This is a genomic window from Ancylobacter defluvii (assembly GCF_018390605.1).
GTDB lineage: Bacteria > Pseudomonadota > Alphaproteobacteria > Rhizobiales > Xanthobacteraceae > Ancylobacter > Ancylobacter defluvii.
The window spans coordinates 210,288-235,064 of record NZ_JAHBGD010000013.1 but is presented as its reverse complement, the minus strand read 5'-3'; the positions used below and the strand labels follow the sequence as shown (position 1 = coordinate 235,064).

At 67.7% G+C, this 24,777-nt stretch carries 26 protein-coding genes; 19 read left to right on the top strand and 7 right to left on the bottom strand.

Annotated features, from left to right (window positions below; genetic code table 11):
* The first annotated feature begins 42 nt into the window (after window positions 1–42).
* The 9 genes from sufB to KHC24_RS10730 all read left to right on the top strand — a co-directional run bounded on the left by sufB (window position 43) and on the right by KHC24_RS10730 (window position 7,685).
* Window positions 43–1,521, top strand: a complete 1,479-nt coding sequence (sufB, locus tag KHC24_RS10770) for a Fe-S cluster assembly protein SufB (protein ID WP_213363248.1) — start codon at window positions 43–45, stop codon at window positions 1,519–1,521.
* 116 nt (window positions 1,522–1,637) lie between these two features.
* Complete coding sequence (gene sufC / locus KHC24_RS10765) at window positions 1,638–2,396, top strand: Fe-S cluster assembly ATPase SufC (RefSeq protein WP_213363310.1); 759 nt, start codon at window positions 1,638–1,640, stop codon at window positions 2,394–2,396.
* 13 nt (window positions 2,397–2,409) lie between these two features.
* Window positions 2,410–3,723, top strand: coding sequence for a Fe-S cluster assembly protein SufD (sufD, locus tag KHC24_RS10760; RefSeq protein WP_213363247.1), 1,314 nt, complete (start codon window positions 2,410–2,412; stop codon window positions 3,721–3,723).
* A 154-nt stretch (window positions 3,724–3,877) separates the two neighbouring features.
* Window positions 3,878–5,125: a cysteine desulfurase gene (locus tag KHC24_RS10755; RefSeq protein ID WP_213363246.1), complete on the top strand. Its 1,248-nt coding sequence runs from the start codon at window positions 3,878–3,880 to the stop codon at window positions 5,123–5,125.
* The gene (locus KHC24_RS10750) at window positions 5,122–5,496 is read left to right on the top strand and encodes an SUF system Fe-S cluster assembly protein (protein WP_213363245.1); all 375 of its coding nucleotides are present in this window, start codon (window positions 5,122–5,124) and stop codon (window positions 5,494–5,496) included. Before KHC24_RS10755 ends, KHC24_RS10750 begins: the two co-directional genes overlap by 4 nt.
* Window positions 5,497–5,501: 5 nt before the next feature.
* A complete protein-coding gene (locus KHC24_RS10745; RefSeq protein ID WP_213363244.1) occupies window positions 5,502–5,930 on the top strand; it encodes a VOC family protein in 429 nt (142 codons plus the stop codon).
* Window positions 5,931–6,058: 128 nt separating this feature from the next.
* A complete protein-coding gene (locus KHC24_RS10740) occupies window positions 6,059–6,460 on the top strand; it encodes a HesB/IscA family protein (protein WP_246546601.1) in 402 nt (133 codons plus the stop codon).
* Between the two features lie 9 nt (window positions 6,461–6,469).
* A complete protein-coding gene (locus KHC24_RS10735) occupies window positions 6,470–6,832 on the top strand; it encodes a TfoX/Sxy family protein (protein ID WP_213363243.1) in 363 nt (120 codons plus the stop codon).
* A 67-nt stretch (window positions 6,833–6,899) separates the two neighbouring features.
* A complete protein-coding gene (locus KHC24_RS10730; RefSeq protein ID WP_213363242.1) occupies window positions 6,900–7,685 on the top strand; it encodes a mechanosensitive ion channel family protein in 786 nt (261 codons plus the stop codon).
* A gap of 15 nt (window positions 7,686–7,700) precedes the next feature.
* Here KHC24_RS10730 and KHC24_RS10725 read toward each other — a convergent pair whose 3' ends face one another.
* A complete protein-coding gene (locus KHC24_RS10725; RefSeq protein WP_213363240.1) occupies window positions 7,701–9,263 on the bottom strand; it encodes a DEAD/DEAH box helicase in 1,563 nt (520 codons plus the stop codon).
* 336 nt (window positions 9,264–9,599) lie between these two features.
* Between KHC24_RS10725 and KHC24_RS10720 the strand changes: the two genes are divergently transcribed.
* Together KHC24_RS10720 and KHC24_RS10715 are read left to right on the top strand one after the other, a co-directional pair.
* Window positions 9,600–10,076, top strand: a complete 477-nt coding sequence (locus KHC24_RS10720; protein ID WP_213363239.1) for a GreA/GreB family elongation factor — start codon at window positions 9,600–9,602, stop codon at window positions 10,074–10,076.
* Window positions 10,077–10,085: 9 nt separating this feature from the next.
* A complete protein-coding gene (locus KHC24_RS10715) occupies window positions 10,086–10,715 on the top strand; it encodes a LysE family translocator (RefSeq protein WP_213363238.1) in 630 nt (209 codons plus the stop codon).
* A 6-nt stretch (window positions 10,716–10,721) separates the two neighbouring features.
* Here the strand turns inward: KHC24_RS10715 and KHC24_RS10710 are convergent, their stop codons facing one another.
* The 3 genes from KHC24_RS10710 to KHC24_RS10700 form a co-directional block, all read right to left on the bottom strand.
* Window positions 10,722–11,462, bottom strand: a complete 741-nt coding sequence (locus KHC24_RS10710) for an SDR family oxidoreductase (RefSeq protein ID WP_213363237.1) — start codon at window positions 11,460–11,462, stop codon at window positions 10,722–10,724.
* A 78-nt stretch (window positions 11,463–11,540) separates the two neighbouring features.
* Window positions 11,541–13,580 carry a DNA topoisomerase IV subunit B gene (gene parE / locus KHC24_RS10705; RefSeq protein WP_213363308.1) on the bottom strand — a complete coding sequence of 680 codons (2,040 nt, stop codon included), beginning with the start codon at window positions 13,578–13,580 and terminating at the stop codon, window positions 11,541–11,543.
* A gap of 115 nt (window positions 13,581–13,695) precedes the next feature.
* Window positions 13,696–13,980, bottom strand: a complete 285-nt coding sequence (locus tag KHC24_RS10700; protein ID WP_213363236.1) for a hypothetical protein — start codon at window positions 13,978–13,980, stop codon at window positions 13,696–13,698.
* A 215-nt stretch (window positions 13,981–14,195) separates the two neighbouring features.
* Between KHC24_RS10700 and argC the strand changes: the two genes are divergently transcribed.
* Together argC and KHC24_RS10690 are read left to right on the top strand one after the other, a co-directional pair.
* Window positions 14,196–15,251 (top strand): N-acetyl-gamma-glutamyl-phosphate reductase, encoded by a 1,056-nt coding sequence (gene argC, locus KHC24_RS10695; protein ID WP_213363235.1) that lies wholly within the window; start codon window positions 14,196–14,198, stop codon window positions 15,249–15,251.
* A 72-nt stretch (window positions 15,252–15,323) separates the two neighbouring features.
* A complete protein-coding gene (locus KHC24_RS10690) occupies window positions 15,324–16,064 on the top strand; it encodes a carbonic anhydrase (protein WP_213363234.1) in 741 nt (246 codons plus the stop codon).
* 9 nt (window positions 16,065–16,073) lie between these two features.
* Here KHC24_RS10690 and KHC24_RS10685 read toward each other — a convergent pair whose 3' ends face one another.
* Together KHC24_RS10685 and phaC are read right to left on the bottom strand one after the other, a co-directional pair.
* The gene (locus KHC24_RS10685) at window positions 16,074–16,883 is read right to left on the bottom strand and encodes a lysozyme inhibitor LprI family protein (RefSeq protein ID WP_213363233.1); all 810 of its coding nucleotides are present in this window, start codon (window positions 16,881–16,883) and stop codon (window positions 16,074–16,076) included.
* The gene (phaC, locus tag KHC24_RS10680) at window positions 16,880–18,817 is read right to left on the bottom strand and encodes a class I poly(R)-hydroxyalkanoic acid synthase (RefSeq protein WP_271180513.1); all 1,938 of its coding nucleotides are present in this window, start codon (window positions 18,815–18,817) and stop codon (window positions 16,880–16,882) included. Before phaC ends, KHC24_RS10685 begins: the two co-directional genes overlap by 4 nt.
* 259 nt (window positions 18,818–19,076) lie before the next feature.
* Here phaC and KHC24_RS10675 point away from each other — a divergent pair, with 259 nt between their 5' ends.
* The 5 genes from KHC24_RS10675 (at window position 19,077) to glpX (ending at window position 23,589) form a co-directional block, all read left to right on the top strand.
* Window positions 19,077–19,430, top strand: a complete 354-nt coding sequence (locus KHC24_RS10675; RefSeq protein ID WP_213363232.1) for a hypothetical protein — start codon at window positions 19,077–19,079, stop codon at window positions 19,428–19,430.
* A gap of 78 nt (window positions 19,431–19,508) precedes the next feature.
* The gene (locus tag KHC24_RS10670) at window positions 19,509–19,820 is read left to right on the top strand and encodes a hypothetical protein (RefSeq protein ID WP_213363231.1); all 312 of its coding nucleotides are present in this window, start codon (window positions 19,509–19,511) and stop codon (window positions 19,818–19,820) included.
* 167 nt (window positions 19,821–19,987) lie between these two features.
* The gene (locus KHC24_RS10665; RefSeq protein WP_213363230.1) at window positions 19,988–21,205 is read left to right on the top strand and encodes an LL-diaminopimelate aminotransferase; all 1,218 of its coding nucleotides are present in this window, start codon (window positions 19,988–19,990) and stop codon (window positions 21,203–21,205) included.
* Window positions 21,206–21,262: 57 nt separating this feature from the next.
* Window positions 21,263–22,582 (top strand): homoserine dehydrogenase, encoded by a 1,320-nt coding sequence (locus KHC24_RS10660; RefSeq protein WP_213363229.1) that lies wholly within the window; start codon window positions 21,263–21,265, stop codon window positions 22,580–22,582.
* Window positions 22,583–22,593: 11 nt separating this feature from the next.
* Window positions 22,594–23,589: a class II fructose-bisphosphatase gene (gene glpX / locus KHC24_RS10655; RefSeq protein WP_213363228.1), complete on the top strand. Its 996-nt coding sequence runs from the start codon at window positions 22,594–22,596 to the stop codon at window positions 23,587–23,589.
* A 60-nt stretch (window positions 23,590–23,649) separates the two neighbouring features.
* Here glpX and KHC24_RS10650 read toward each other — a convergent pair whose 3' ends face one another.
* Window positions 23,650–24,255 (bottom strand): nucleotidyltransferase domain-containing protein, encoded by a 606-nt coding sequence (locus KHC24_RS10650; protein ID WP_213363227.1) that lies wholly within the window; start codon window positions 24,253–24,255, stop codon window positions 23,650–23,652.
* Between the two features lie 173 nt (window positions 24,256–24,428).
* On the opposite strand from KHC24_RS10650, the gene KHC24_RS10645 reads away from it, so the two are divergent.
* A complete protein-coding gene (locus tag KHC24_RS10645; RefSeq protein WP_213363226.1) occupies window positions 24,429–24,770 on the top strand; it encodes a hypothetical protein in 342 nt (113 codons plus the stop codon).
* Window positions 24,771–24,777 lie beyond the last annotated feature (7 nt).

The following is a 24,777-nucleotide window of genomic DNA, read 5'->3' as shown; positions in this document are numbered from 1 at the left end:
CACCCGCGGGCCTTGACCCCGCGTGGGAGAGGAGATGAGACGATGCCGGCCGTACAGGAGACAGTGGAGCAGGTCCGCTCCATCGACGTCGATCAGTACAAATACGGGTTCTTCACCGATATCGAGTCGGAGAAGGCGCCGAAGGGACTGGACGAGGACACCGTCCGCTTCATCTCGGCCAAGAAGAACGAGCCCGAATGGCTGCTGGAGTGGCGGCTCGACGCCTTCCGCCGCTGGCAGACCATGCAGGAACCGAAATGGGCGCGGGTCGACTATCCGGCGATCCCCTATCAGGAGCTCTATTACTACTCGGCGCCGAAGCAGAAGGCGGGACCGAAGTCGATCGACGAGATCGACCCGGAAATCCTCGCCACCTATGAGAAGCTCGGCATACCCTTGCGCGAGCGCGATGCGCTGCTCGGCATCGAGAGCACCGGCGGCTCCCGCGTCGCGGTCGACGCGGTGTTCGACAGCGTCTCGGTGGCGACCACCTTCAAGGAAGAGCTCGCCAAGGCCGGCGTCATCTTCATGCCGATCTCGGAGGCGGTGCGCGAGCATCCCGAACTGGTGAAGAAATATCTCGGCTCGGTCGTGCCGGTGACCGACAATTTCTTCGCCACGCTGAACTCGGCGGTGTTCTCCGACGGCTCGTTTGTGTACGTGCCGAAGGGCGTGCGCTGCCCGATGGAGCTCTCGACCTATTTCCGCATCAACGAGCGCAACACCGGCCAGTTCGAGCGCACGCTGATCATCGCCGACGAGGGCTCCTATGTGAGCTATCTCGAAGGCTGCACCGCGCCGATGCGCGACGAGAACCAGCTGCACGCGGCGGTGGTCGAGCTGGTGGCGCTGGCCGATGCCGAGATCAAGTACTCGACGGTGCAGAACTGGTATCCGGGCGACAGTCAGGGCAAGGGCGGCATCTTCAACTTCGTCACCAAGCGCGGCGATTGCCGCGGCGATCGCTCGAAGATCTCCTGGACGCAGGTCGAGACCGGCTCGGCGATCACCTGGAAGTATCCGAGCTGCATCCTGCGCGGCGACAATTCGCAGGGCGAGTTCTACTCGATCGCCATCTCCAACGGCCGCCAGCAGGTCGACAGCGGCACCAAGATGATCCATCTCGGCAAGAACACGTCGAGCCGCATCATCTCCAAGGGCATCGCCGCCGGCCGCTCGGACAACACCTATCGCGGTCTCGTCTCGGCGCACCGCAAGGCGACCGGCGCGCGCAACTTCACCAATTGCGACTCGTTGCTGATCGGCGATCAGTGCGGCGCGCATACCGTGCCCTATATCGAGAGCAAGAACTCGAGCGCGCATTTCGAGCATGAGGCCACCACCTCGAAGATCTCCGAGGACCAGCTGTTCTATTGCCGGCAGCGCGGCCTCGATCCCGAGGAGGCGACGGCGCTGATCGTCAATGGCTTCGTCAAGGACGTGCTGCAGCAGCTCCCGATGGAGTTCGCGGTCGAGGCGCAGAAGCTGATCTCGGTGAGCCTCGAAGGCTCGGTGGGCTGACGCCCTTTTGCGTCCCGGCTCGCCGGGACGCTTCGCCGCTTTTCGCACATTCGGCGCGCCCGGCCGTACGGCCCAGGATGTCGCGCCACTCAGGTAACGGAACCAACGCAATGGCCATGCTCGACATCGACAACCTCCACGCCAAGATCGAGGGCGAGGACGGCAGGGAGATCCTCAAGGGCCTGTCGCTGAAGGTGAATCCCGGCGAGGTCCACGCCATCATGGGCCCGAATGGCTCGGGCAAGTCGACGCTCTCCTACATCCTCGCCGGCAAGGAAGACTATGAAGTCACCGAGGGCTCGGTGACGCTCGACGGCGAGAACCTGCTGGAGATGGAAATCGACGAGCGCGCCGCCAAGGGCGTGTTCCTCGCCTTCCAGTACCCGATCGAGGTGCCCGGCGTCGCCACCATGACCTTCCTGCGCTCGGCGCTGAACGCCCAGCGCAAGAAGCGCGGCGAGGAGGAGATCTCCACGCCGGACTTCCTGCGGCTGGTGAAGGCCAAGGCCGCCGGCCTCGGCATCAGCCAGGACATGCTGAAGCGCGGCGTCAATGTCGGCTTCTCCGGCGGCGAGAAGAAGCGCGCCGAGATCCTGCAGATGGCCATTCTGGAGCCCAAGATCGCCATCCTCGACGAGACCGATTCCGGCCTGGACATCGATGCGCTGAAGATCGTGTCGGAGGGCGTCAACGCCCTGCGCTCGCCGGATCGCGGCATGATCGTCATCACCCACTACCAGCGCCTGCTCAATCACATCGTGCCCGACTTCGTGCATGTGATGAACAATGGCCGCATCGTGCGCTCGGGCGGCAAGGAGCTGGCGCTGGAACTCGAAGCCAATGGCTATGCCGAGTACCAGCAGGACGCGGCGTGAGGGGGGGGATACGATGAACGCGGAAGTTCGTCCTATGCGCACCCCGGCCGAGCAGGGCCTGTCGGGTGAGCTCAAGAAGCTGTCGGCAACCGGCGGCGCGCGCATCGTTGCGCTGCGCGAAGCCGCGGCCAAGGCCTTCAACGATAACGGCCTTCCCCATCGCCGGGTGGAGGAGTGGAAATACACCGATCTGCGTACGCTGGTGCGCGAGGCGCTGCCGATCTCCACGCCGGCGCAGTCGGTGGTGGTCGAGGCGCATGCCCGGCTGCTGGTCGACACCGAGGTCCGTCGCATCGTCGTCGCCAATGGCGCGGTGGTGCCGGAATTGTCCGGCTTCGCCGATCTGGAGCCGGGGCTCAGCATCCAGCCGCTGGCGCAGGCGCTTGCCGCCGGCAGCGATGTCGTCACCCGGCTCGGTTCGCTCGAGCCCGGCCGCTACGACGCGGTGCTCGCCCTCAACACCGCGCTCGCCGTCGATGGCGTGGTGATCGCGGTGGCGCCGGGTACGGTGATCGAGCGGCCGATCCATGTCGCGCATGTGTTCAGCGGCAAGGCGGCGGCGAGCTTCGCCCGCAACCTCGTGGTGCTGGGCGAAGGCGCCAGCCTCACCTATGCCGAGAGCTTCGAGGGGCCGGAAGGCGCCGCCTATCAGGTGAACAGCGCCACCGAATTCGTGGTCGCCGACGCCTCCAGTCTCGACGTGGTGCGGGTGCAGGAGGAGGGCGCCAGCGCCATCCATCTGTCGACGCTGCTTTTCGAGGTCGGCAAGGACGTGAAGCTGAACGCCTTCGGCTTCACCTCGGGTGCCGCGGTGTCGCGCACTTCGCTCTATGCCCGGCTCATTGGCGCCGACAGTGCGGTGTCGTTCAACGGCGCGCTGCTGCTCAAGGATCGCCAGCACGCGGATTCGACGCTGTTCGTCGATCACCAGACCACCGGTTGCGAGAGCCGTGAATTGTTCAAGCACGTGCTGGACGATTCTTCGCGCGGTGTGTTTCAGGGCAAGATCGTAGTGCGCCAGCCGGCCCAGAAGACCGACGGGCGGATGATGAGCCGCGCGCTCATCCTCGGCGACGATGCCGAGATGGACAACAAGCCGGAGCTCGAGATCTTCGCCGATGACGTCGCCTGCGGCCATGGGGCCACGTGCGGCGCGATCGACGACGACCTGCTGTTCTATTTGCGTGCCCGTGGCATCCCGCTGAAGGAAGCGCAGAGCCTTCTGGTGCAAGCCTTCGTCGGCGAGGCCATCGAGACGGTCGCCAATGACGCGCTGCGCGACGCGCTGGTCGAGCGTGCCGAGACCTGGCTGAAGGCGCGGGCCTGAGCCCGCGCCGGCGGTGCGCCGGTTCGATTCGTCATGGCCGGGCTTGGCCCGGCCATCCTCGTCTTTCCTCCGCGCCGAAAGGCGTGGATGCCCGGGCGAGGCCCGGGCATGACGGCGTGTGGTATGAAAGCGCCGTAGAAAACGGGTTAAGCCGATGACCATCATCCACCCCGCCGTGGCCAATGGCAGCTATGATGTCGAGCGCGTGCGGCAGGATTTTCCGATCCTGTCCAAGCAGGTCTATGGCAAGCCGCTGGTCTATCTCGACAATGCGGCCTCGGCGCAGAAGCCGGTCCAGGTGCTGGATCGCATGCGCTACGCCTATGAGAACGAATATTCCAACGTTCATCGTGGGCTGCACTTCCTCGCCAACGCGATGACCGAGGCCTATGAGCAGGCGCGCGAGCGTTGCCGCGCCTTCCTCAACGCGCCGACGCTGGAGGAGGTGATCTTCACCCGCTCGGTCACCGGCGCCATCAACCTCGTCGCCTCCTCGCTCGGGCAGTCGATCAAGGAAGGCGACGAGATCGTGCTCTCGATCATGGAGCACCATTCCAACATCGTGCCGTGGAATTACCTGCGCGAGCGCAAGGGTGCGGTGATCAAATGGGTGCCGGTGCTGGAAGACGGCGCCTTCGATCTCAACGCCTATAAGGACCTGCTGACCGAGCGGACCAAGATCGTCGCCGTCACCCACATGTCGAACGTGCTCGGCACGGTGACGCCGGTGAAGGAGATCGCCCGCCTCGCCCATGACGTCGGGGCGGTGGTGGTGGTCGATGGCGCGCAGGCGGCGGTGCATATGCCGGTCGACGTGCAGGATCTCGACGTCGATTTCTACGGCGTTACCGGCCACAAGCTCTATGGGCCGACCGGCATCGGCGTGCTCTACGGCAAGATCGAGCGGCTGCGCGCCCTGCCGCCCTATGAGGGTGGCGGCGAGATGATCCGCACCGTCACCGAAGACGGCGTCACCTATGGCGAGCCGCCGCACCGCTTCGAGGCCGGCACGCCGCCGATCGTGCAGGCGATCGGCCTCGGCGAGGCGCTGGTCTATATGGAAAGCCTCGGCCGCGAGCGCATCGCCGCGCACGAGGCCTCGCTCGGCGCCTATGCCCGGCAGCGGCTCTCGGCGATCAACTCGGTGCAGATCTATGGCGACGCGCCGGGCAAGGGCGCGATCTTCGCCTTCGACGTCAAGGGCGCGCATCCGCACGACATCGCCACCATTATCGACCGGGCGGGCGTGGCGGTGCGGGCAGGCACCCATTGCGCAATGCCGCTTCTTGGACGATATGGAGTGACAGCGACGTGCCGGGCGTCGTTCGCGCTGTACAACACCCATGAGGAAGTCGACCGGTTGGCCGACGCCCTCGTCAAGGCTCAGGACCTGTTCGCATGAGCGACATATCTTCTGCCGATGCGCCCAACGTGCCGGCCATCGACTCGCAGATTCCGCAGGAGGAACTGGACCGGCTGACCGACGACATCGTCGCGGCGCTGAAGACGGTCTACGATCCCGAGATTCCGGTCGACATCTATGAGCTCGGCCTGATCTACAAGGTCGACATCGCCGACGACCGCCAGGTGGCGGTGGAGATGACGCTGACCACGCCCAATTGCCCCTCCGCCGCCGAGCTTCCCGGCATGGTGGAAGGCGCGGTGGCCAGCGTCGGCGGCGTCTCCGGCGTCAATGTCAACCTCACCTTCGATCCGCCCTGGGACCAGGGCCGGATGTCGGAAGAGGCGCGGCTCGCCCTCAATCTGTGGTGAGCCCGATGCCGGTCGCTGATGCGCCACCGATATCCGGCGTGCTGGAGACCGGCCTCTATGTCGATGATGTTGTCCGGGCGCGCGCCTTCTACGAGGGCGTGCTCGGCCTGACACCGATGGTCGCCGATGCGCGCTTCTGCGCCTACAATGCCGGGACGGCAAGCGTGCTGCTGCTGTTCAAGCGCGGCGCCACGCTGGAGCCGGTCGATGTGCCCGGCGGGGTGATCCCGCCGCATGACGGCCACGGCCCGCTGCACTATGCGCTGGCGATACCGCGCGACACGCTGGAAGCCTGGATCACCCATCTGGAGCGGGCAGCGGTCCCGCTCGAAAGCCGCGTCGAATGGAAGGGCGGCGGCGTGAGCCTGTATTTTCGCGACCCGGACCGGAACCTCGTCGAGTTGGCGACGCCGGGGCTGTGGCTGAATTACTGAGCCTGAGCCTCCGCGCCGACGCATGGGGCGTGTGCAATCTCTTGGTCTTGCCTGCGGCCGTCTGATATCCCATTTTGAGCGTGCCGATCCGCCGGCCTTGAACCGGCGTCGAGTTGGAGACGACAGATATGACCGAAGCCCGTCCCCGCCCAGCTGTGATGAAGCTGACCGATGCCGCCGCCGCGCGTGTGCGTGCGCTCATGGAGCGCAGCAACAAACCGGCCGCCGGCCTGCGCGTTGGCATCAAGAATGGCGGCTGCGCCGGCATGGAATACACGATGGAATTCGCCGAGGAGGCCGGCCGCTTCGACGAGATCGTCGAGGACAAGGGCGCGCGGGTGATCATCGATCCCAAGGCCATCCTGTATCTGCTCGGCACCGAGATGGACTACCGCATCGACAAGATGTCGGCGCAGTTCGTGTTCAACAACCCGAACCAGACCTCGGCCTGTGGCTGCGGTGAATCGGTCGCCATCACGCCGGCCAAGGCTGACGCGGCGAATCCCGAGGCGGCGGCTGCCAGCGCCTGAGGCGGCCCGGTGGATGCCGAGACGGTCGCGGATCTGCTGGCAGCCTTCGGTCCAGTGCGCGTCAAACGGATGTTCGGCGGGCTGGGCGTGTTCGCCGACGGTCTGATGCTGGCGCTCGTGATCGACGATACCCTCTACTTCAAGGCCGATCCGGCTCTTGCGGAGCGTCTCGCGGCGGGCGGATCGGTGCCGTTCACCTATGATCGCCGGGGGCGCCGGGTGGAACTCGGCTACTGGTCGGCGCCCGAGGCGGCGCTCGACGATGCCGAGGCTCTCGCCGAGATCGCCCGCGCTGCCTTGGCGGTGGCGCGGCGGTCGCCGGCGAAGGCCAAGCGCGGTCCGCCGACGCGCCGCCAGCTTCCGACCAATTGATAGCGCTTCGCGGTGAACCCTCGGCGCCGCCGCCCGTTACCCCTGTCGCAACGATAGGGAAAACCGCATGGATCTCGACCGCCTCAATTTCGAAAGCCTCGGCAACCTGCTCGTCCTCTACGGACTCAACATCCTCTATGCCATCGGCCTGATCGTCGTCGGCTGGTGGCTGGCCACTTTCGTGGAACGGCTGGTGCTGCGGGCGCTTGGCGCCACGCGGCGGATCGACATCACCGTCTCCGGCTTCCTCGCCAGCATCGCCCGCTACACGGTTTTGGTGTTCGTCGGGGTGGCGGTGCTGCAGCGCTTCGGCATCCAGACCACCAGCATCATCGCCGTGCTGGGTGCCACCTCGCTGGCGATTGGCCTCGCCTTGCAGGGCACGCTGTCGAATCTCGCGGCGGGGGTGATGCTGCTGCTGTTCCGTCCGTTCAAGCTCGGCGACAGCGTCGAGGTGGCGGGCGTCGCCGGCACGGTGAAGGGCCTGTCGCTGTTCACCACCGAGCTTGCTTCGGGCACCAATGTGCAGGTGCTGATCCCCAACGCCAAGGTGTGGGGCGCGAATATCGTCAACAACTCGGCCTATGGCCAGCGGCAGTTCGCCGTGACGCTGGAGCTGCCGGGTACCGCCGATGCCGAGGTGGCGATGGCGGAGTCGGTCGATTTTCTGAAGGGCGACACGCGCGTGCTGTCCAGTCCCGGCCCGTCGGCATCGGTGTCGAAGCTGCTGCTCGACCGGGTGGAGATCACCGTCGCGGCCTGGACCAATACCGGCGATGACGGCGCGGTGAAGGCGGCATTGATCCGCCATCTGCGCGGACGGCTCAGGGCGGCGGAGAATTCCGCCGCCTGATGATTTGGAAGGTGCTCAGCCGGCCTTGATGCGCACCGGGCGCAGCAGGAAGGCCGGCAGGTGCGAGGTATCGGCGGGCTCGTCATTATAGGAGGAGCGACGCTCCTCGCCATGGCGAACCGAGGTTGGCGTCACCGGCGCGCGGGTCGGAGCGGCGGCGACAGGTGCCTTGGCCGGAGCATCGGCGGCGGGCTTGCGCCGCGAGGAGCGAGCGGCGACGGGCGCCGGAGCGGCGCTCTCCTCGATCTCGATCTCGACCGGAGCGGGAGCCGTGCCGTCCCGGCGACGAGCCGGACGGGCGCCACGACGCTCGGAACCGGCGCCGCGCTCGCTACCGGAGCCACTGCGTTCGCCACCGCTGCGTTCACCACGTTCCTTGCGCTCGCCGCGTTCGGGCCGCTCACCGCGGCCGGTGGGCCGGGCGCCGCGGGCTTCGCGTGGCGGCGCATCGCCGAGCGGATCACCCTGCCACTCAATGGGACGGCCGATCAGCTTCTCGATAGCGGCCAGCGACTTGACGTCGGCATGGGTCACCATGGTGAACGCGGCGCCGGCACGGCCGGCGCGGCCGGTACGGCCGATGCGGTGCACATAGTCCTCGGCATGGTGCGGCGTGTCGAAATTGAACACGTGGCTCACGGCGGGAATGTCGAGCCCGCGCGCCGCGACGTCGGAGGCGACCAGCAGGGTCGCCTCGCCGGTGCGGAACTGGTCGAGCGCGTTCATGCGCGAGCGCTGGTCCATGTCGCCATGCAGGCAGACGGCCTTGTAGCCATGCCGCAGCAGCGACTTGTGCACCACCGCGACTTCGCTCTTGCGGTTGCAGAAGATGATGCCGTTCTGCAGGTTCTCGGCGTTGTCGATGAGGCGGCGCAGCGTATCGCGCTTCTCATAGTCCTCCTTGCCGCTCGCCACCAGAAGCTGGGTGATGGTCGAGGCGGTGGAGGAGGGGCGGGAGGCTTCCACCTGCACCGGATTGGACAGGAACTGCGACACCAGCCGCTGGATTTCCGGCGGCATGGTGGCGGAGAAGAACAGCGTCTGCCGGGTGAAGGGCACCAGCTTGCAGACGCGCTCGATGTCCGGGATGAAGCCCATGTCCAGCATGCGGTCGGCCTCGTCGATGACGAGGATCTCGATGCCGGAGAGCAGCAGCCGCCCGCGCTCGACATGGTCGAGCAGGCGGCCGGGCGTGGCGATCAGCACGTCGACGCCGCGCACCAGCTTGGCATCCTGGTCGCCGAAGGAGACGCCGCCGATCAGCAGCGCGACGTTCAGCTTGTGGTTCTTGCCGTAGCGGGTGAAGTTCTCCTCCACCTGCGCCGCGAGTTCGCGCGTCGGCTCCAGGATCAGCGTGCGCGGCATGCGGGCACGGGCGCGCCCCTGCTCCAGCATTGTCAGCATTGGCAGGACGAAGGCGGCGGTCTTGCCGGTGCCGGTCTGGGCGAGGCCCAGCACATCGCGGCGGGCGAGCACATGAGGAATAGCCTGCGCCTGGATCGGCGTCGGTTCCGTGTAACCCGTATCGGCGACAGCCGAGAGCACTTTGTCGCTCAGGCCCAGTTCGTTGAAAGGCATCGAGGGTCAATTCTGCGGCAGCGCACCGCTCACCCTGACATCCCCCGAGCCGTAACCGGGGACGGGCTGCATCGTCATCGCGCGGAGCGCATCGGTCGGATTGGGTCAGACGATGCAGCGCAACATAGGCATAATGGCCCGGAAGTCAATGCTTTTCAGGATATTCAAGGGGTTGGGGCGACAAAACGCGCATTTGTGTGATAGGGCGCCTTGGCGATCAGGCAACGCTAAGGAGCGTGGCTGCCGGAGTGGGCCGATGTTGCCAATGGGAAACGCGCCGATGGTTCAGGCTCCGGTCCTGCCGGCGCGTCCGCTTCCCGCCGCCGGGAGGGTGTCATGAGCCGAGCCTTCGTCAAGGAGGACAGTGGTGCCGAGGCGCTGCCGGAGCGCCCGGTCAGCGCCAATCGCAACCTCGTCACGCGGCGCGGTCTTGCCCTGATCGAGGCCGAGATCGCCCGTCAACGCGCGGCGCTCGCCGCCGCCGGGGCGGGGGGCGAGCGCGATGCCGCGGCGCGGGCCTCGCGCGAGCTGCGCTACTGGAGCGCACGGCGGGCCAGCGCCGAACCGGTGGACCCGCCGCCGCGGGGCCAGGCGATCACCTTCGGCATGGCGGTGATGCTGGAGGACGAGCACGGCAAACGTCGCAGCTTCCGCATCGTCGGCGAGGACGAGGCCGAGCCGAAGGAAGGGCGCATCGCCTGGGTCTCGCCGGTGGCCCGTGCGCTGGTGGGCAAATGGATCGGCGACGAGATCGACCTGCCGGCCGGCACCATGGAAATCGTCGCCGTCGATCCGGCGCCGGAAGCGGATTAGAGGGCTGGCATGCTGATTCCCGTCGACACCCTGCTCGTTTTTGCGCCGGCGGCGCTGATGCTCAATCTCACGCCCGGCAACGACATGCTGTTCTGCCTCGGGCAGGGCATGAAATCCGGGCCGAAGGCCGGGCTGGCGGCCAGTCTCGGCATCACCGTCGGCGGTTTCATCCACACGGTCGCCGCCGGGCTGGGGCTGGCGGCGCTGCTGGCGACGCATCCGGCCGCCTTCGAGGCGATACGCTGGGCGGGCGTCGGCTATCTCGTCTGGCTGGCTTTCAAGGCCTTCACCGCGGCAGGGCCGCTCACGGGTGCCGAGGCGGCGCTTCGCGGGAGCGCGGGGGCGGCGTTCCGGCAGGCGGTGCTGGTGAATCTCGCCAATCCGAAGATCGTCGTGTTCGTGCTGGCGTTCCTGCCGCAATTCGTCGATCCGGCGCGCGGGTCGCCCTTCGTGCAGTTCCTGCTGCTCGGCGCCATCCTCAACATTGGCGGCATGATCGTGAACGGGTTGGTCGGCGGCTTCGCCGGCGCCGTCGGGCGCTGGCTGGCGGGCCGCGCGGGTTTTTCGCGCGCCTTTCAGCGTCTCACCGGGGTGATCTTCCTCGGCCTCGCCGCCCGCATCGCCTTCGAGCGGCGGTGAGCCGCCTCAAAGCATCACCAGCCCACCATCGACCGCGTATTGACTGCCGGTGACGTAGGAAGCGTCGTCCGAGAGCAGGAACAGCGCCACGGCGGCGGCCTCATCTGCGGTGCCGGCGCGGGCGAGCGGCACCTGGCTCACCACAAAGCTTTCGAAGGCGTCGCGGGCGGTGTCGGGCAGGAAATGCCGGAAATTGGTCTCGATCGGTCCCGGCACCAGTACGTTCACGCGGATGCCGCGCGGCGCCAGTGCCGAGGCCCAGCTGCGCGCCATGGCGACGAGCGCGCCCTTGGTGGCGGCATAGAGGCTGGTCATCGCCGCGCCTTCATAGGTCGAGCTCGACGAGGTGACGACCACCGAGGCGCCGGGCGCCAGCAGCGGCGACAGCGCGGCCAGTTGCAGCATCGGCCCGCGCACATTGGCAGCCATCATCGCGTCGAAGGCGGCGGCGTCGATTTCCTCCAGCGGGCCGATGGCGGCATAGCCGGCGTTGAGCCACAGCCCGTCGAGCAGCCCCCATTCCTGTACGGCCTCGGCGAGGTCGGAGGCGGCAGCCGGATCGGCCGCGTCGTTGTGCAGGACCGGCGAGCCGTGCGGCAGGGCTTTCGCGGCCTCGGCGAGGCGGCCGGCGTCGAGCCCGGTCACCGCCACCGCACCGCCCTCGGCGGCGATCCGCCGGGCACCGGCAAGACCCATGCCGCTGCTGCCGCCGGTGATGAGCACGCGCTTGTCGTTGAAACGGGACATGCCGTCTGGCTCCCATGAAAGCTTCATGGCCGCCGCAGCCGCTGCGACGACGCCCTTCGCCGGCTTCGGGGCGAGGCCTCAGATATCCAGCAATTCCTCGCTGGCGAAGGCCGCCCGCTCGGAGATGAAGGCGAAGCGGCTCTCCGGCTTGTTGCCCATCAGCCGCTCGATGGCGTCGGCGGTTTCGACGCGCTCGGCATCGGCGACGGTGACGCGCAGCAGCGTACGCGACTTGCGGTTCATGGTGGTTTCCTTCAGCTGCGCCGGCATCATCTCGCCGAGGCCCTTGAAGCGGCCGATATCCACCTTGCCGCGGCCGGAAAATTCCTTCTTCAGCAACTCGTCGCGATGCGCCTCGTCGCGGGCATAGAGCGTCTTCGGACCTTGCGTGATGCGGTAGAGCGGCGGCACGGCGAGGAACAGGTGGCCGTTCTCGATCATCTTCGGCATCTGCCTGAAGAAGAAGGTGACCAGCAGCGAGGCGATATGCGCGCCGTCGACATCGGCATCGGTCATGATGACCACGCGCTCATAGCGCAGGTCTTCCTCGCGATACTGCGTGCCGGTGCCGCAGCCGAGCGCCTGGATCAGGTCGGCGAGCTGCTGGTTCTGCGCGAGCTTGTCGCGCCCGGCGCTGGCGACGTTGAGGATCTTGCCGCGCAGCGGCAGCACGGCCTGGGTCTGGCGCTCGCGGGCCTGCTTGGCGGAGCCGCCGGCCGAATCGCCCTCGACGATGAACAGTTCCGAACCCGCCGCCGAATTGTTGGAGCAGTCGGCGAGCTTGCCCGGCAGGCGCAGCTTGCGCACGGCGCTCTTGCGCGAGACTTCCTTCTCCTGCCGCCGGCGTAGCCGTTCTTCGGCGCGCTCGATCACCCAGTCGAGCAGCCGGCTGGCCTGCACCGGGTTGCCGCCGAGCCAATGGTCGAACGGGTCGCGAATCGCCTGCTCGACGATGCGCGCCGCTTCGGCGGTAGCGAGCTTCTCCTTGGTCTGGCCCTGGAATTCCGGCTCGCGCACGAACACCGAGAGCATGGCGAAACAGCCGGCCATGATGTCGTCGGAGGTGATGGCGCTCGCCCGCTTGGCGTTGCCGGTGCGCTCGGCATGGTCGCGCAGCCCGCGCAGCAGTGCGGAGCGGAAGCCGGCCTCGTGGGTGCCGCCTTCGGCGGTGGGGATGGTGTTGCAATAGGAGGAAACCGCGCCGTCGGCATCGGCGAGCCAGGCCACCGCCCATTCCGCCGAGCCATGGCCGCCGGGCTTGGAGGTCTTGCCGGAGAAGATCTCGGGATGCACCAGCGTGTGGCCGGCAATGTCGGCGGCGAGATAGTCCTTGAGGCCGCCGGGAAAGCGGAACACTGCCTCCGGCGGCACCTCGGTGCCGGCGACCAGCGCGGCGTCGCAGCTCCAGCGGATTTCCACCCCGCCGAACAGATAGGCCTTGGAGCGCGCCATCTTGAACACGCGCGCCGGCCTGAAGCGGGCCTCGGTGCCGAAGATCATCGGGTCGGGGTGAAAGCGCACCTTGGTGCCGCGCCGGTTCAGCACCCGGCCGACTTCGGCGATCGGCCCCTGCGGCAGGCCGCGCGAATAGGTCTGCCGGTAGAGCGTCTGCCCGCGCGCCACCTCGATCTCCAGCACGTCGGAGAGCGCGTTCACCACCGAGACGCCGACGCCGTGCAGGCCGCCGGAGGTCTCGTAGACCTTGCTGTCGAACTTGCCGCCGGCATGCAGCGTGGTGAGGATCACCTCCAGCGCCGACTTGCCGGGGAATTTCGGGTGATTCTCGATCGGGATGCCGCGGCCATTGTCGGTGACGGTCAGGAAGCCGTCGGCGGTGAGTTCGACATCGATGAAGCTGGCATGGCCGGCCACCGCCTCGTCCATCGAATTGTCGATCACCTCGGCGAAGAGATGGTGCAGCGCCTTCTCGTCGGTGCCGCCAATATACATGCCGGGCCGGCGACGCACCGGCTCGAGACCTTCCAGCACCTCGATATGGGCGGCCGTGTAGGCGCTCTCGGCGCCCGTCGGCTGAGCGGGCGCCCGCGACGCCTTGGCGGCGGCGGGGCGCGGCGTCTCGGGCACGGCGTCGAACAGGCTCTTCTCGGGTTCCGGCATGGGGCGGGCAGGACTTTCGCTGGCGGGCATCTGTGGATCATCCCATTACACCACATTATGCCAGTGTGAGTCACAGCCGTGAACATTCCATGAACGAAAACTCGCCCGGCGTGGCTTATTTGCCGAGCCGCCGCCGATTGGCGCGCACCTTGCGGCCGTAGAACCTGACGATCTCCGGGCCGACCTTGTCCAGCGTGCCGGCCGCAGCGGCCCTCGCGAGCCGGGCATTCACCTCGCCCATTGCCAGCGCCTTCTCGGTAACCATGCGCGTCGCCTCGACGCCGGCGGCGAAGTCGCCGCGCGCCAGCCGGTTCATCCGCTCGGCGATGACCACCTGCGCGTCGAGGCCAAGGCGGGCCATGCTCATGCCGAGCGAGAAGAAGGCGAGGGGATGCATCATGATGTGGTTCCTCGAAGCCCGGTCTGGGCAGCGGGACGGCAAGATCTTCAGGACCACATTCGTTCCCGACAATCGACGCGGGGCAGCCCTGCGCAAATCGGAAGGCTGCGGCGGCGGCACAGGGGCGGGCACGTCTTCCGTCCGTCGCGCAACGGGTGTACACGCGCTCGCTCCGGCGGATTGCCGGGCTTGTACCCTCTTCAGGGAGACGGACGATGACGGAGACGAAGGCGCGGATCGCCATCCTCGGGGCCTCGGGCTATACCGGCTCGGAACTCGTGCGATTGCTGGCCCGCCATCCGCGCGTCGAGATCGTCGCCCTCACTGCCGACCGCAAGGCCGGCCAGTCGATGGCCGACGTGTTCCCGCAATTCGGTAAGCTCGCTTTGCCCAAGCTCGTCACCATCGACGAGGTGGCGTGGGCGCATGTCGATCTCGCCTTCTGCGCCCTGCCGCACGGCACCACGCAGCAGGTGATCAAGCGGGTGCTCGAAGCCGCGCCGCACATCAAGATGGTCGACCTGTCGGCGGATTTCCGCCTGCGCGATCCCGGTGCCTATGAGCAGTGGTACGGCCACGCGCATCAGGCGCTGGAGCTGCAGCAGGAGGCGGTGTACGGCCTCGTCGAGCTCTATCGCGACGACATCCGTAAGGCGCGGCTGATCGCCAATCCCGGCTGCTACACCACCACCGCCATCCTGCCGGTGGTGCCGCTGATCGAGGCGGGCGCCATCGAGCCGGAAGGCCTCGTCATCGACGCCAAGAGCGGCGTTACCGGCGCCGGCCGCTCGGCCAAGGAATCGCTGCTCTATACCGAGGTGACGGATGGCATGCATGCTTATGGCGTCGCCAATCACCGGCACACCGCCGAGCTCGATCAGGAATATTCCAAGGCCGCCGGCCGCACGATCGTGCCGAGCTTCACCCCGCACCTCATCCCGATGAGCCGCGGCATCTACGCGACCATCTACGCCAAGACCGGCGCCGGCGTCGGCGCGGCGGACGTGCATCGCGTACTGACGGATTTCTACAAGTCCGAGCCCTTCGTGCATGTGCTGCCGCTCGGCCAGGTGCCGCAGACGCGCTTCGTCAAGGGCTCGAACATGATCGTCATGGGCGTGGTGGCCGACCGCCAGCCCGGCCGGGTGATCCTGATCTCCACCACCGACAATCTCGTCAAGGGCGCATCGGGGCAGGCGGTGCAGAACATGAACCTGGTGCTCGGCTTCCCCGAGACGCTGGGGCTGGAGCAGCTGGCGCTGTTTCCCTGAGTTGCGAGCGCCGCGCAGGCGCGCGGGGAGCGGAATAATACCGATTGCAACTTTGGTATAATGGTGTGCTCCATGGGCGGTTTTCAGCTCATGGAGCCCGTCATGACCAATCTGTCTGTCGTGTCTCGCCGAAACGTATTCGGAACGCTGGCCTGCGGCTGCGTCGCCGCGGCCGGCTTGGGATCGCGGCCTGCCCGCGCGGCCTCGCCCCTCGCCAAGACCAGCCTGTCCGCCGAGGAGGCGCTGGCCAAGTTGAAGGCGGGTAACGCGGCCTTCGTCGCCGGCGGCGCCTGCATCCCGGCCGGGGGGCCGGTGCCAATCAGCACGCTCAGCGCCGGCCAGGCGCCCTTCGCCGTGGTGCTCGGCTGCTCGGATTCGCGCACCCCGCCGGAGCACGTCTTCACAACTGGGCTCGGCGAGCTGTTCATCATCCGTGTGGCCGGCAACACGGCCGATACCACCGCCATTGGCTCTATCGAGTATGCGGTGGCGGTGCTCGGCGCGCCGCTCGTCATGGTGATGGGGCATAGCCAGTGCGGCGCGGTGGAGGCGGCGGGCGAGGTGATTTCCGTGGGCACGCAATTCCCGGGCTTCATCGGCGACATGGTGCAGCCGATCGTGCCCGCCGTGCTGCGGGCACGCCGCGACGGCCACATGCTTCTCGATGACGCGGTGCGTGCCAATGTCGAGGATGTGGCGGCCCACATCGCCAGGGCGAGCGAGTTGGTGGCGGAGGCCATCAGCGCGAACAAGCTGCGCGTCGTCGGCGGCGTCTACAACCTCGCAAACGGCAAGGTGGATTTCCTCGCCTGACGGCGGCGCTTACGGCGCGGCGCGTACCGCGTAGCTCGGCTTGAGCGCCGAACCGTTCCAGCGCCAGGAGCCCCAGCAGGCGGCGCCGGGCGCGGCATTGTCGCACTGGAAGCGGTCGACCCAGATGTCGAGCGTGGTCTGCTCGGTGCCCTGCACCAGCGTCGGCCGGCTGCCGCGCAGCTTCATCGGCGCATAGCCGGCGCTCGACAGGCTGACGGAGATGTCGCAGCCGTCATTGGCGCAATAGGCGGTGGCGGCGCCGTCGCAGCGCAGGTTCTGCGCGTTGAGCAGATAGTCCGGCCGGCCGTCATGGTCGAGATCGGCGCTCATCATCTCCGGCCAGGCATTGCCCTTCAGCTCGCCGCCCGCCGCCCGGCACTGCGCGAAGAGGCCGGCGACCTCGTCCATCACCGGCTGCGGCGCCGGCGCGGCGGGAGTGGGGTCGGTATCCGCCTGATGGGTCACATTGGTGATGGCGGCAGCGATCTGCTGCTTCAGCGCCGCGTTGCGCTGGCGGTAGAGCGGGGCGAGGCAGCTCGCATCTGCGCCGCATTTCGCCCGCGCGGCCAGGAAGGCGCGCGCATCGTCGCGACGCGCGCCATTGGCCCCCATCATCAGCTGGAATCGGCTGTAGCTGAACCACAGCGCGCCCATCTCGCTGTCGAGGGCCGACAAAGCGGTGTCGGCGCAGACGGCGCGTTCGTCCGGCGTCCGCGCCTTGCCGCAGTCGAAGCTCGCGGCGCCGGCCGGGACCGGCGCGAAGGCCGCGACCAGCGTCGCGAAAAAGCCGAGGCCGCCGGCCAGGATGGCCGATGTCACGTCTTCACCTTCACATAGCTGCCCGGCGCGTCCTCGACCGGAGCGAACACGCCGCCGCCGGGCTCGCGCGCCGGCACCCGCTCGGCGTCCTGCGCCTCCAGCCAGCCGAGCCAGTCCGGCCACCAGGAACCGGGATGCATCTCGGCCCCGGCGATCCATTCCTCCAGGCTGCCGGCCGGCGCATCGCCGGTCCAGTACTGGTACTTGGCACGCGCCGGCGGGTTGATCACCCCGGCGATGTGGCCCGACCCCGCCAGCACGAAGCGGGCCGGCGCGCCGAACAGCTGGAGCCCGTTGAACACCGATACCGCCGGGGCGATGTGGTCCTCGCGCGTCGCCAGGCTGTAGGTCGGGATCGCCACCCGGCCGAGATCGAGCCTGTGGCCGCCCAGCGACAGATTGCCGGTGGCGAACTTGTTATCGAGATAGCAGTTGCGCAGGTAGAACGAGTGGTTGGCGCGCGGCAGCCGCGTCGAATCCGCGTTCCAGTAGAGGATGTCGAACGGGAAGGGCGCCTGTCCCTTCAGGTAGTTGTTCACCACATAGGGCCAGATCAGGTCGTTGGCGCGCAGCATGTTGAAGGCGTTGGCCATCACCCGGCCGTCCATGATGCCGGATTCGAGCATGCGCCGTTCCAGCACTGCCACCTGCTCCTCGTCGATGAACACCTTCAGGTCGCCGGCCTGGGTGAAGTCGACCTGGGTGGTCAGGTAGGTTGCGGAGCGGATGCCGGCATCCTTGCCGGCGGCGGCGAGCCAGGCCAGCGTCATGGCGAGCATGGTGCCGCCGACGCAATAGCCGACCGCATGCACCTGCTCGGCACCGGTCGCCTGTTTGGCGGTCTCGATCGCCGACAGCACGCCGGCGCGCATGTAGTCCTCGAAGCCCTTGTCGGCGAGGGCCGGGGAGGGGTTGACCCAGGAGACGATGAACACCGTCAACCCCTGGGCCACCGCCCAGCGGACGAAGGATTTCTCCGGGTTGAGGTCGAGCACGTAGAATTTGTTGATCCAGGGCGGCACGATCACCACCGGCACCTTCAGCACGGTCTCGGTGGTGGGGCTGTACTGGATGAGCTGCATCAGCTCGTTCTGGAAGATCACCTTGCCAGGGGTGATGGCGAGGTTCTCGCCGACCTTGAACTTCGAATTGTCGGTCTGGCGGATCTTCAATTCGCCGTCGCCGGCCTCGATGTCCTCGGCCAGCATCTTCATGCCGCGCACCAGGTTCTCGCCGTTGGAGGCGAAGGTGGCGCGCAGAAGCTCGGGATTGGTGAAGACGAAGTTCGACGGCGACACCGCGCTGGCGATCTGCCGCACGTAGAATTCGGCCTTGTGCTTGGTGTGCTTGTCGATCTCGGCGTCCTCGACCAGCTTCTCCGCCCAGTTGGCGGTGAGCAGATAGGTCTGCTTCAGCGCGTCGAAGAAGGGATTGGTCGTCCATTCCGGATCGACGAAGCGCCCGTCGCGCGCGGGCGGCCGGGCGATGGGGGCGACCTCTTCGCCGGCGAGCCGCTTGAGCGTCGAGGACCACAGCGACAGATAGCCGCCGATCAGCCGCGACTGCACGTCGACGGTGCGCTTGGGGTCGGTCAGCCAGTATTCGGCGACGTGGCCGAGCGTCTTCATCACGTCGGCGACCTCTTCGGCGATGTCGTCCTTCACCCGGCCTTCCTCGCGCGGGCGCAGATAGGCGGCCATCGCCTTGCCGCCCTCCTCGACGAGGCGGGCAAGATTGCCGGCAAAGGTTTCGAAATCGATCGGGCCCGGCGCAGGTGGGTCGGAACGGTCCGCCGCGCGGGGAGCTGGGGTGGGGGCCGAGGCCGGAGCCGGCTGCGGCGGCACGGCGACGTCCGCCGCTGCTGCGGCAGCGATCTCGGGCTCGGGCCGGCGGACGAAACGCACATGGCTGGCGGCCGAACGGGTCTGCGACACCCGGCGCGGCCGGGGAAGGGGGGCGGCAGGAATCGGCGCCGCCGCTTCGGCCGCCGGCTTGCGGGCGGCGGTGTGGGATGCCGCGGGCTTCGCGGCCGCTGCCTTGGCCGTTGCGGTTTTCGACGCTGCAGTCTTAGGCGTTGCAGCCTTGGGAGCTACCGACTTGGGCGCTGCACCTTTGGAGGCCGCAGTTTTGGGCGCCGGCGGCGTTGCGGCGACTTTGCCGGCTGCCGCAACCTCGCGCTTGGTGGCCTGCGCCTTGGCGGGAGCCGCCGCACCGCCGCGCGCCTTCGAAGGTGCCGGCGTGGTTTTGGCGGATGTCGGCTTCGCGGATACCAGCTTGGTCGATGCTGGCTTGGCTGCCGTCCCCGTCGCTTTCGCGGCGCGCTGTGTCGTCGCGGCGGTGGCCGCGGGCTTACTCGCGCCCACCGCCGCGCCGGCCGCTGCCTTGCCCGGCTTTTTCGAAGCGCCGGTCTTCGAGGAGGAGGGAGCGGCGGTTTCCGTCGAGGTTTCGTCGGTGGCGGTGGAGCGCGCGGCGGTGCGCCGCCGGCTGGTGGAGCGGTCGGTGTTTCGGTTACTCACCGCTTGTCCCCGCGGGTGCGTGCGTTCATAGGTGAGGGCATCATAGACGCGACGCCCGGTTCGAGCGAGAGCCTAGCGCGGAGTCGATGACAGTTCGGGAAACAGGGACATGACGCGCCACTTCGCCCTTCCGCCGAAATCTCCTGCCCGCGCACGCCTGCTCGCGGGCGCGGCGGTTTGTCTCGGTCTTGGGCTCGGCCTCGCAGGCTGCGCCCCCCCCGGCATGCCGAAGACCAGCGTGCCCGACCAGAAGCTCGCCTATCCGAGCTTCGGCGCCCCGGCGCAGATCGGCACCCGGCCGGTGATGGACGCCACCGCCCAGGCGAAGACGCAGTCGAGCCTTGAAGGCCTGGCGCGCAACCATGCCGGCCAGATGGAGCAGCAGATCAATCAGGGCGACGACCTGAACGCCGGCCAGTGACAAAAGCCGTATGAAACGGGCAGCCGAGAGCTCTGTTACCGATTGATTCACCACGCTTGCGCCACCATCGCTTGTCATGCCTTCTGGGATGGGCGTGGTGAAAATGATAGAAACGCCCGTTGTGCCGCGCCGTCTGAGGAAAACGGCCGGCTTGGAGCTTGAGACCGATGACCGATTTCCACCGTATCCGCCGGCTTCCGCCTTATGTGTTCGAGCAGGTCAACCGTGTGAAGGCTACCGCCCGCAACGCCGGCGCCGACATCGTGGACCTCGGCATGGGTAATCCGGATCTCGACGCTCCCGCCCATGTCGTCGAGAAGTTGAAGGATACCATCGGCAGGCCCCGGACCGACCGCTATTCCGCCTCCAAGGGCATTCCCGGCCTGCGCCGCGCGCAGGCGGCCTATTACGAGCGCCGCTTCGGGGTGAAGGTGAACCCCGATACCCAGGTGGTCGCCACGCTGGGCTCCAAGGAAGGCTTCGCCAATATGGCGCAGGCGATCACCGCCCCCGGCGACGTGATCCTGGTGCCGAACCCGTCCTATCCGATCCATGCCTTCGGCTTCCTGATGGCGGGGGCGGCGATCCGCTCGGTTCCGTGCGAGCCGGGGCCGGAATTCTTCCGCGCGCTGGAGCGCGCCGTCGCCCATTCGATCCCCTCGCCGCTGGCGCTGGTGCTCTGCTATCCGTCGAACCCGACCGCCTGCGTCGCCGATCTCGATTTCTATCGCGACGTCGTCGCCTTCGCGAAGAAGCACGACCTGATCGTGCTCTCCGATCTCGCCTATTCCGAGGTGTATTTCGACGGCGATCCGCCGCCCTCGGTGCTGCAGGTGCCGGGCGCGATGGACGTGACGGTCGAATTCACCTCGATGTCGAAGACCTTCTCCATGGCCGGCTGGCGCATGGGGTTTGCGGTCGGCAATGAGCGTCTGATCGCCGCGCTCGCCCGCGTGAAGTCCTATCTCGACTATGGCGCCTATACGCCGATCCAGGTCGCCGCCGCGGCGGCGCTCAACGGTCCGCAGGACTGCATCGCCGAGATGCGCTCGGTGTACCGCAAGCGCCGCGACGCGCTGGTCGACAGCTTCGGCAAGGCCGGCTGGGAGATTCCCTCGCCGAGCGCCTCGATGTTCGCCTGGGCGCCGATTCCGGAAAAATTCCGCAACCTCGGCAGCCTGGAATTCTCCAAGCTGCTGATCGAGAAAGCGGATGTGGCGGTGGCGCCGGGCGTCGGCTTCGGCGAGCACGGCGACGAATATGTCCGCATCGCGCTTGTGGAGAACGAGCAGCGCATCCGCCAGGCCGCGCGCAATGTCCGGCGCTTCCTTGAAACGGGCGCGGAAACATTGCACAACGTCGTGCCGCTCGCCGCGGCGCGTTGAGTGTCCGTCGATTGCGGGCCGGCGCTGTTCTTTTGTTTCTGATGTTCGGATAGTTTGATGGCGCCGCCGCTTAAAATTGGCATCGCCGGCCTGGGTACGGTCGGAGCGGGCGTCATGCGTATGCTTGCCCGTCGCAATGACGAGATCGCCGCGCGCTGCGGGCGCGCGGTCGAGGTCGTGGCGGTCAGTGCGCGTGACCGCTCGCGTAGCCGCGATTGCGATCTTTCCTCGGTGCGCTGGGCGGAAAGCCCGGTCGCGCTCGCCCGCGATCCCGGCATTGACGTCTTCGTCGAGCTGATCGGCGGCTCGGACGGGGCCGCCCGCGAGGCGGTCGCCGCGGCGCTGGAAGCCGGCAAGCCGGTGGTCACCGCCAACAAGGCGCTGCTGGCCCATCACGGCGTCGCCCTCGCGACGCTGGCGGAGCAGAACGGCGCCGGCATCCATTTCGAGGCGGCGGTCGCCGGCGGCATCCCGATCGTCAAGACGCTGCGCGAGGCGCTGCTGGGCAACCGGATGGCGCGCGTCTCCGGCATCCTCAACGGCACCTGCAACTACATCCTGACGAAGATGCGGGAAGAGGGGCTTTCCTTCGAGACCTGCCTCGCCGAGGCGCAGCAACTCGGCTATGCCGAGGCCGATCCCAGCTTCGACGTCGACGGCTTCGATACCGCCCACAAGCTCGCCTTGCTGGCGACGCTGGCCTTCGGCGTGCAGCCGGATCCCGGCGCCATCCATGTCGAGGGCATCCGCTCGATCACGCTGGCCGACCTCGATGCCGCCGACGAACTCGGCTACCGGGTGAAGCTGCTCGGCGTCGCCGCCCGTGCCGGCGACGAGGTCGAGCTGCGGGTCCATCCGACCATGGTGCCCAAACATTGGCCAATCGCCCAGGTCTCCGGCGTCACCAATGCGGTGGCGGTGGATGGCGATGCGGTGGCGCTCACCCTGGTCGGTCCCGGCGCCGGCGGCGATGCCACCGCCTCGGCGGTGGTCGGCGACCTCTGCGATCTCGCGGCTGCGCGGGTCAGCCGGCCCTTCGGCTGGCCGGTTGCGCGGCTGCGTCCGGCCGGCAAGCCGGCCATCCAGCGCCATGAGGGCGGCTACTACATCCGCCTTGCCGCCGTCGATCGGCCCGGAACGGCGGCAGCCATTGCCCGTCATATGGCCGAGCGGAATATTTCGCTCGAGTCCATAATGCAGCATCGGCGCGGTCGACCGCATGGCGGCGACCGGGCCGACAGCGCTGGGGGGCCTGCGCCGGTGGTGCTGATTACCTATGCGACGACGGAAGAGGCGGTGCGCCGCGCCATCGACGCCATCGAGGCGGATGGCGTGATCACGTCGCCTCCGCAGGTTATTCGGATCGAGAAGGATTGAGGGCTGGGACGATGGCGGAAATCACGGTCAAACCGGATCAGGCGCTTGAGCGCATCCTGACGCTGGAGCTGGTGCGCGTCACCGAGCGCGCAGCGGTTGCCTCGGCGGCGCTGCGCGGGCGCGGCGACGAGAAGGCCGCCGACAAGGCGGCGGTCGATGCCATGCGGCGCGAGCTTAACCGCCTGCCGATCGCCGGCCGCATCGTCATCGGCGAGGGCGAGCGCGACGAAGCGCCGATGCTGTTCATCGGCGAGGAGCTGGGAACCGGCAAGGGCCCGGCGGTGGACATCGCCGTCGATCCGCTCGAGGGCACCACGCTTTGCGCCAAGAACATGCCCGGCTCCATCGCGGTGATGGCGATGGCCGAGGGCGGCACCATGCTGTATGCGCCCGACGTCTACATGGACAAGATCGCCATCGGTCCGGGCTATGCCCAGGGCACGATCGACATCGACGCCAGCCCGGCCGACAACATCCACTCGCTGGCCAAGGCGAAGGGCGTGAAGCCGCATGAGATCACCGCGCTGATCCTCGATCGCCCGCGTCATGCGGCGATCATCGAGGCGGTGCGCAAGACCGGCGCCTCGGTGCAGCTGATCCTCGATGGCGACGTGGCCGGCGTGATCGACACCACCAACCCGGACGAGACCGGCGTCGACATCTATCTCGGCACCGGCGGCGCGCCGGAAGGCGTGCTGGCGGCGGCGGCACTGCGCTGCATCGGCGGCCAGATGTTCACCCGCCTGATCCTCGACACCGAGGAGAAGCGCGAGCGCGCCAATAAGATGGGCGTCAGCGACCCGAAGAAGATCTACACCATCCACGACATGGTGCAGGGCGACTGCCTGTTCGCGGCCACCGGCGTGACCACCGGCAACCTGCTCAAGGGCGTGAAGTATCGCGGCGAGGTGGTGGAGACCCAGACCGTGGTCATGCGCTCCGCTTCCGGCACGGTGCGCTGGATCTCGGCCGAGCACCGCGACCTGTCGAAGTTCCATCTCGGCTGACCGCCGACGCATCCGAACGTTCGGCGAGGGGCGCGGCGACGCGCCCCTTTGCTTTTGCGGCTACAGCGCGGCGGCCCAGTCGTGGCCGGGATGCGCGACGGCGAGCCAGTGCTTCAGGCGTTGGCGTTCGCGCCTGTCCATCCGGGGCAGGGCGCGGGCGAAGTCGCCCTCGTCCTTCGGGCGTCGGTGCTTGGCCTTGAACAGCAGCACGATCGCCGGCCGCAGATAGGCGAGACCGTCCGGCGTCCGGCCGACAGCCTCGGCGCGCGGGCAGGTGATGGCCGGATCACGCTTGTAGATCCAGGTCGATGGGGTTCCGCGCTCGATCATCATGTCCGCCCGCCAGCAGCGTGCCTCGGCATCGCGGCACCAGATCTGAGCGATGTGGGCCGGCGGTACGGCATGGCGCGGCAGCGGCGCCAGCGCGCCGTCATGCGCGGTGTAGAACTCCATCGCCCCCAGCGCCTGCCGGAACAGCGGCAGATCCTCCGCCAGCACGGTGAACTCGATATCCTCGTGCGCGCGGGTCTCCAGGCCGTGCCACAGATCGAGCGCCCATCCCCCGGCGATGCACCATGGCGCCCCCACCCCGGCGAGCCGCTGCGCCAGCTGCTGCGGCGACCAGGCGGACCAGTTGTGCTCGTCAATGTCGGAGGCGGAGGACATGCGGGACCGTCCGGGCGGAGAGCGGGGAAGCCTCGGCGTTTTTCATTCGCGGGATGCGACGCCGCGGCAATCGGAAAATCTGGCGCTTTGGAACTCGGCCGGTGTGTTGTATACCAGATGCCGCAGACCAGCATTCCACGAGGATGCAAAGACGTTCGCAAAGGGAAACACCCATGTCCGCCCCCCATTCCGCGCTGCCCGCCTTCCTGAAGCAGGTGACCGACCTCATCAACGCCGACAAGTATGAGGAGGTCGGCCAGGCTTTCGCCGCCTTCGTGAAGGAGCACCCGACCACCCGCTATCTCGCTTCCGAGCCGATTCCCTTCAAGGTGAATGTCCGCCTGTCCACGAAGTACGGCTCCTCGGCGACGTCGACCTTCACCCTGCGCCACACCACCTGGGCGGAAGATCTGAAGCGCTCGCTGTCGGCGGAAGCTGACGCTTTCGCCGCGCTCGCCGCCAAATATGACGGCGAGGTCGCCGAGGTCGCCAAGACGGTGAAGAAGGTCGCGTGAGCCTTCG

What these genes read in the sequence shown, in the direction of transcription:
- KHC24_RS10750 (WP_213363245.1), top strand. Translation starts at nt 5,122, where the DNA reads ATGAGCGACATATCTTCTGCCGATGCGCCCAACGTGCCGGCCATCGAC.
- KHC24_RS10755 (WP_213363246.1), top strand. Translation starts at nt 3,878, where the DNA reads ATGACCATCATCCACCCCGCCGTGGCCAATGGCAGCTATGATGTCGAG.
- KHC24_RS10690 (WP_213363234.1), top strand. Translation starts at nt 15,324, where the DNA reads ATGGGCGGTTTTCAGCTCATGGAGCCCGTCATGACCAATCTGTCTGTC.
- KHC24_RS10660 (WP_213363229.1), top strand. Translation starts at nt 21,263, where the DNA reads ATGGCGCCGCCGCTTAAAATTGGCATCGCCGGCCTGGGTACGGTCGGA.
- KHC24_RS10740 (WP_246546601.1), top strand. Translation starts at nt 6,059, where the DNA reads ATGACCGAAGCCCGTCCCCGCCCAGCTGTGATGAAGCTGACCGATGCC.
- argC (WP_213363235.1), top strand. Translation starts at nt 14,196, where the DNA reads ATGACGGAGACGAAGGCGCGGATCGCCATCCTCGGGGCCTCGGGCTAT.
- KHC24_RS10650 (WP_213363227.1), bottom strand. Translation starts at nt 24,255, where the DNA reads ATGTCCTCCGCCTCCGACATTGACGAGCACAACTGGTCCGCCTGGTCG.
- KHC24_RS10725 (WP_213363240.1), bottom strand. Translation starts at nt 9,263, where the DNA reads ATGCCTTTCAACGAACTGGGCCTGAGCGACAAAGTGCTCTCGGCTGTC.
- KHC24_RS10710 (WP_213363237.1), bottom strand. Translation starts at nt 11,462, where the DNA reads ATGTCCCGTTTCAACGACAAGCGCGTGCTCATCACCGGCGGCAGCAGC.
- KHC24_RS10700 (WP_213363236.1), bottom strand. Translation starts at nt 13,980, where the DNA reads ATGATGCATCCCCTCGCCTTCTTCTCGCTCGGCATGAGCATGGCCCGC.
- KHC24_RS10720 (WP_213363239.1), top strand. Translation starts at nt 9,600, where the DNA reads ATGAGCCGAGCCTTCGTCAAGGAGGACAGTGGTGCCGAGGCGCTGCCG.
- KHC24_RS10645 (WP_213363226.1), top strand. Translation starts at nt 24,429, where the DNA reads ATGTCCGCCCCCCATTCCGCGCTGCCCGCCTTCCTGAAGCAGGTGACC.
- KHC24_RS10670 (WP_213363231.1), top strand. Translation starts at nt 19,509, where the DNA reads ATGACGCGCCACTTCGCCCTTCCGCCGAAATCTCCTGCCCGCGCACGC.
- KHC24_RS10665 (WP_213363230.1), top strand. Translation starts at nt 19,988, where the DNA reads ATGACCGATTTCCACCGTATCCGCCGGCTTCCGCCTTATGTGTTCGAG.
- KHC24_RS10745 (WP_213363244.1), top strand. Translation starts at nt 5,502, where the DNA reads ATGCCGGTCGCTGATGCGCCACCGATATCCGGCGTGCTGGAGACCGGC.
- KHC24_RS10715 (WP_213363238.1), top strand. Translation starts at nt 10,086, where the DNA reads ATGCTGATTCCCGTCGACACCCTGCTCGTTTTTGCGCCGGCGGCGCTG.
- sufB (WP_213363248.1), top strand. Translation starts at nt 43, where the DNA reads ATGCCGGCCGTACAGGAGACAGTGGAGCAGGTCCGCTCCATCGACGTC.
- parE (WP_213363308.1), bottom strand. Translation starts at nt 13,580, where the DNA reads ATGCCGGAACCCGAGAAGAGCCTGTTCGACGCCGTGCCCGAGACGCCG.
- glpX (WP_213363228.1), top strand. Translation starts at nt 22,594, where the DNA reads ATGGCGGAAATCACGGTCAAACCGGATCAGGCGCTTGAGCGCATCCTG.
- sufD (WP_213363247.1), top strand. Translation starts at nt 2,410, where the DNA reads ATGAACGCGGAAGTTCGTCCTATGCGCACCCCGGCCGAGCAGGGCCTG.
- sufC (WP_213363310.1), top strand. Translation starts at nt 1,638, where the DNA reads ATGCTCGACATCGACAACCTCCACGCCAAGATCGAGGGCGAGGACGGC.
- KHC24_RS10730 (WP_213363242.1), top strand. Translation starts at nt 6,900, where the DNA reads ATGGATCTCGACCGCCTCAATTTCGAAAGCCTCGGCAACCTGCTCGTC.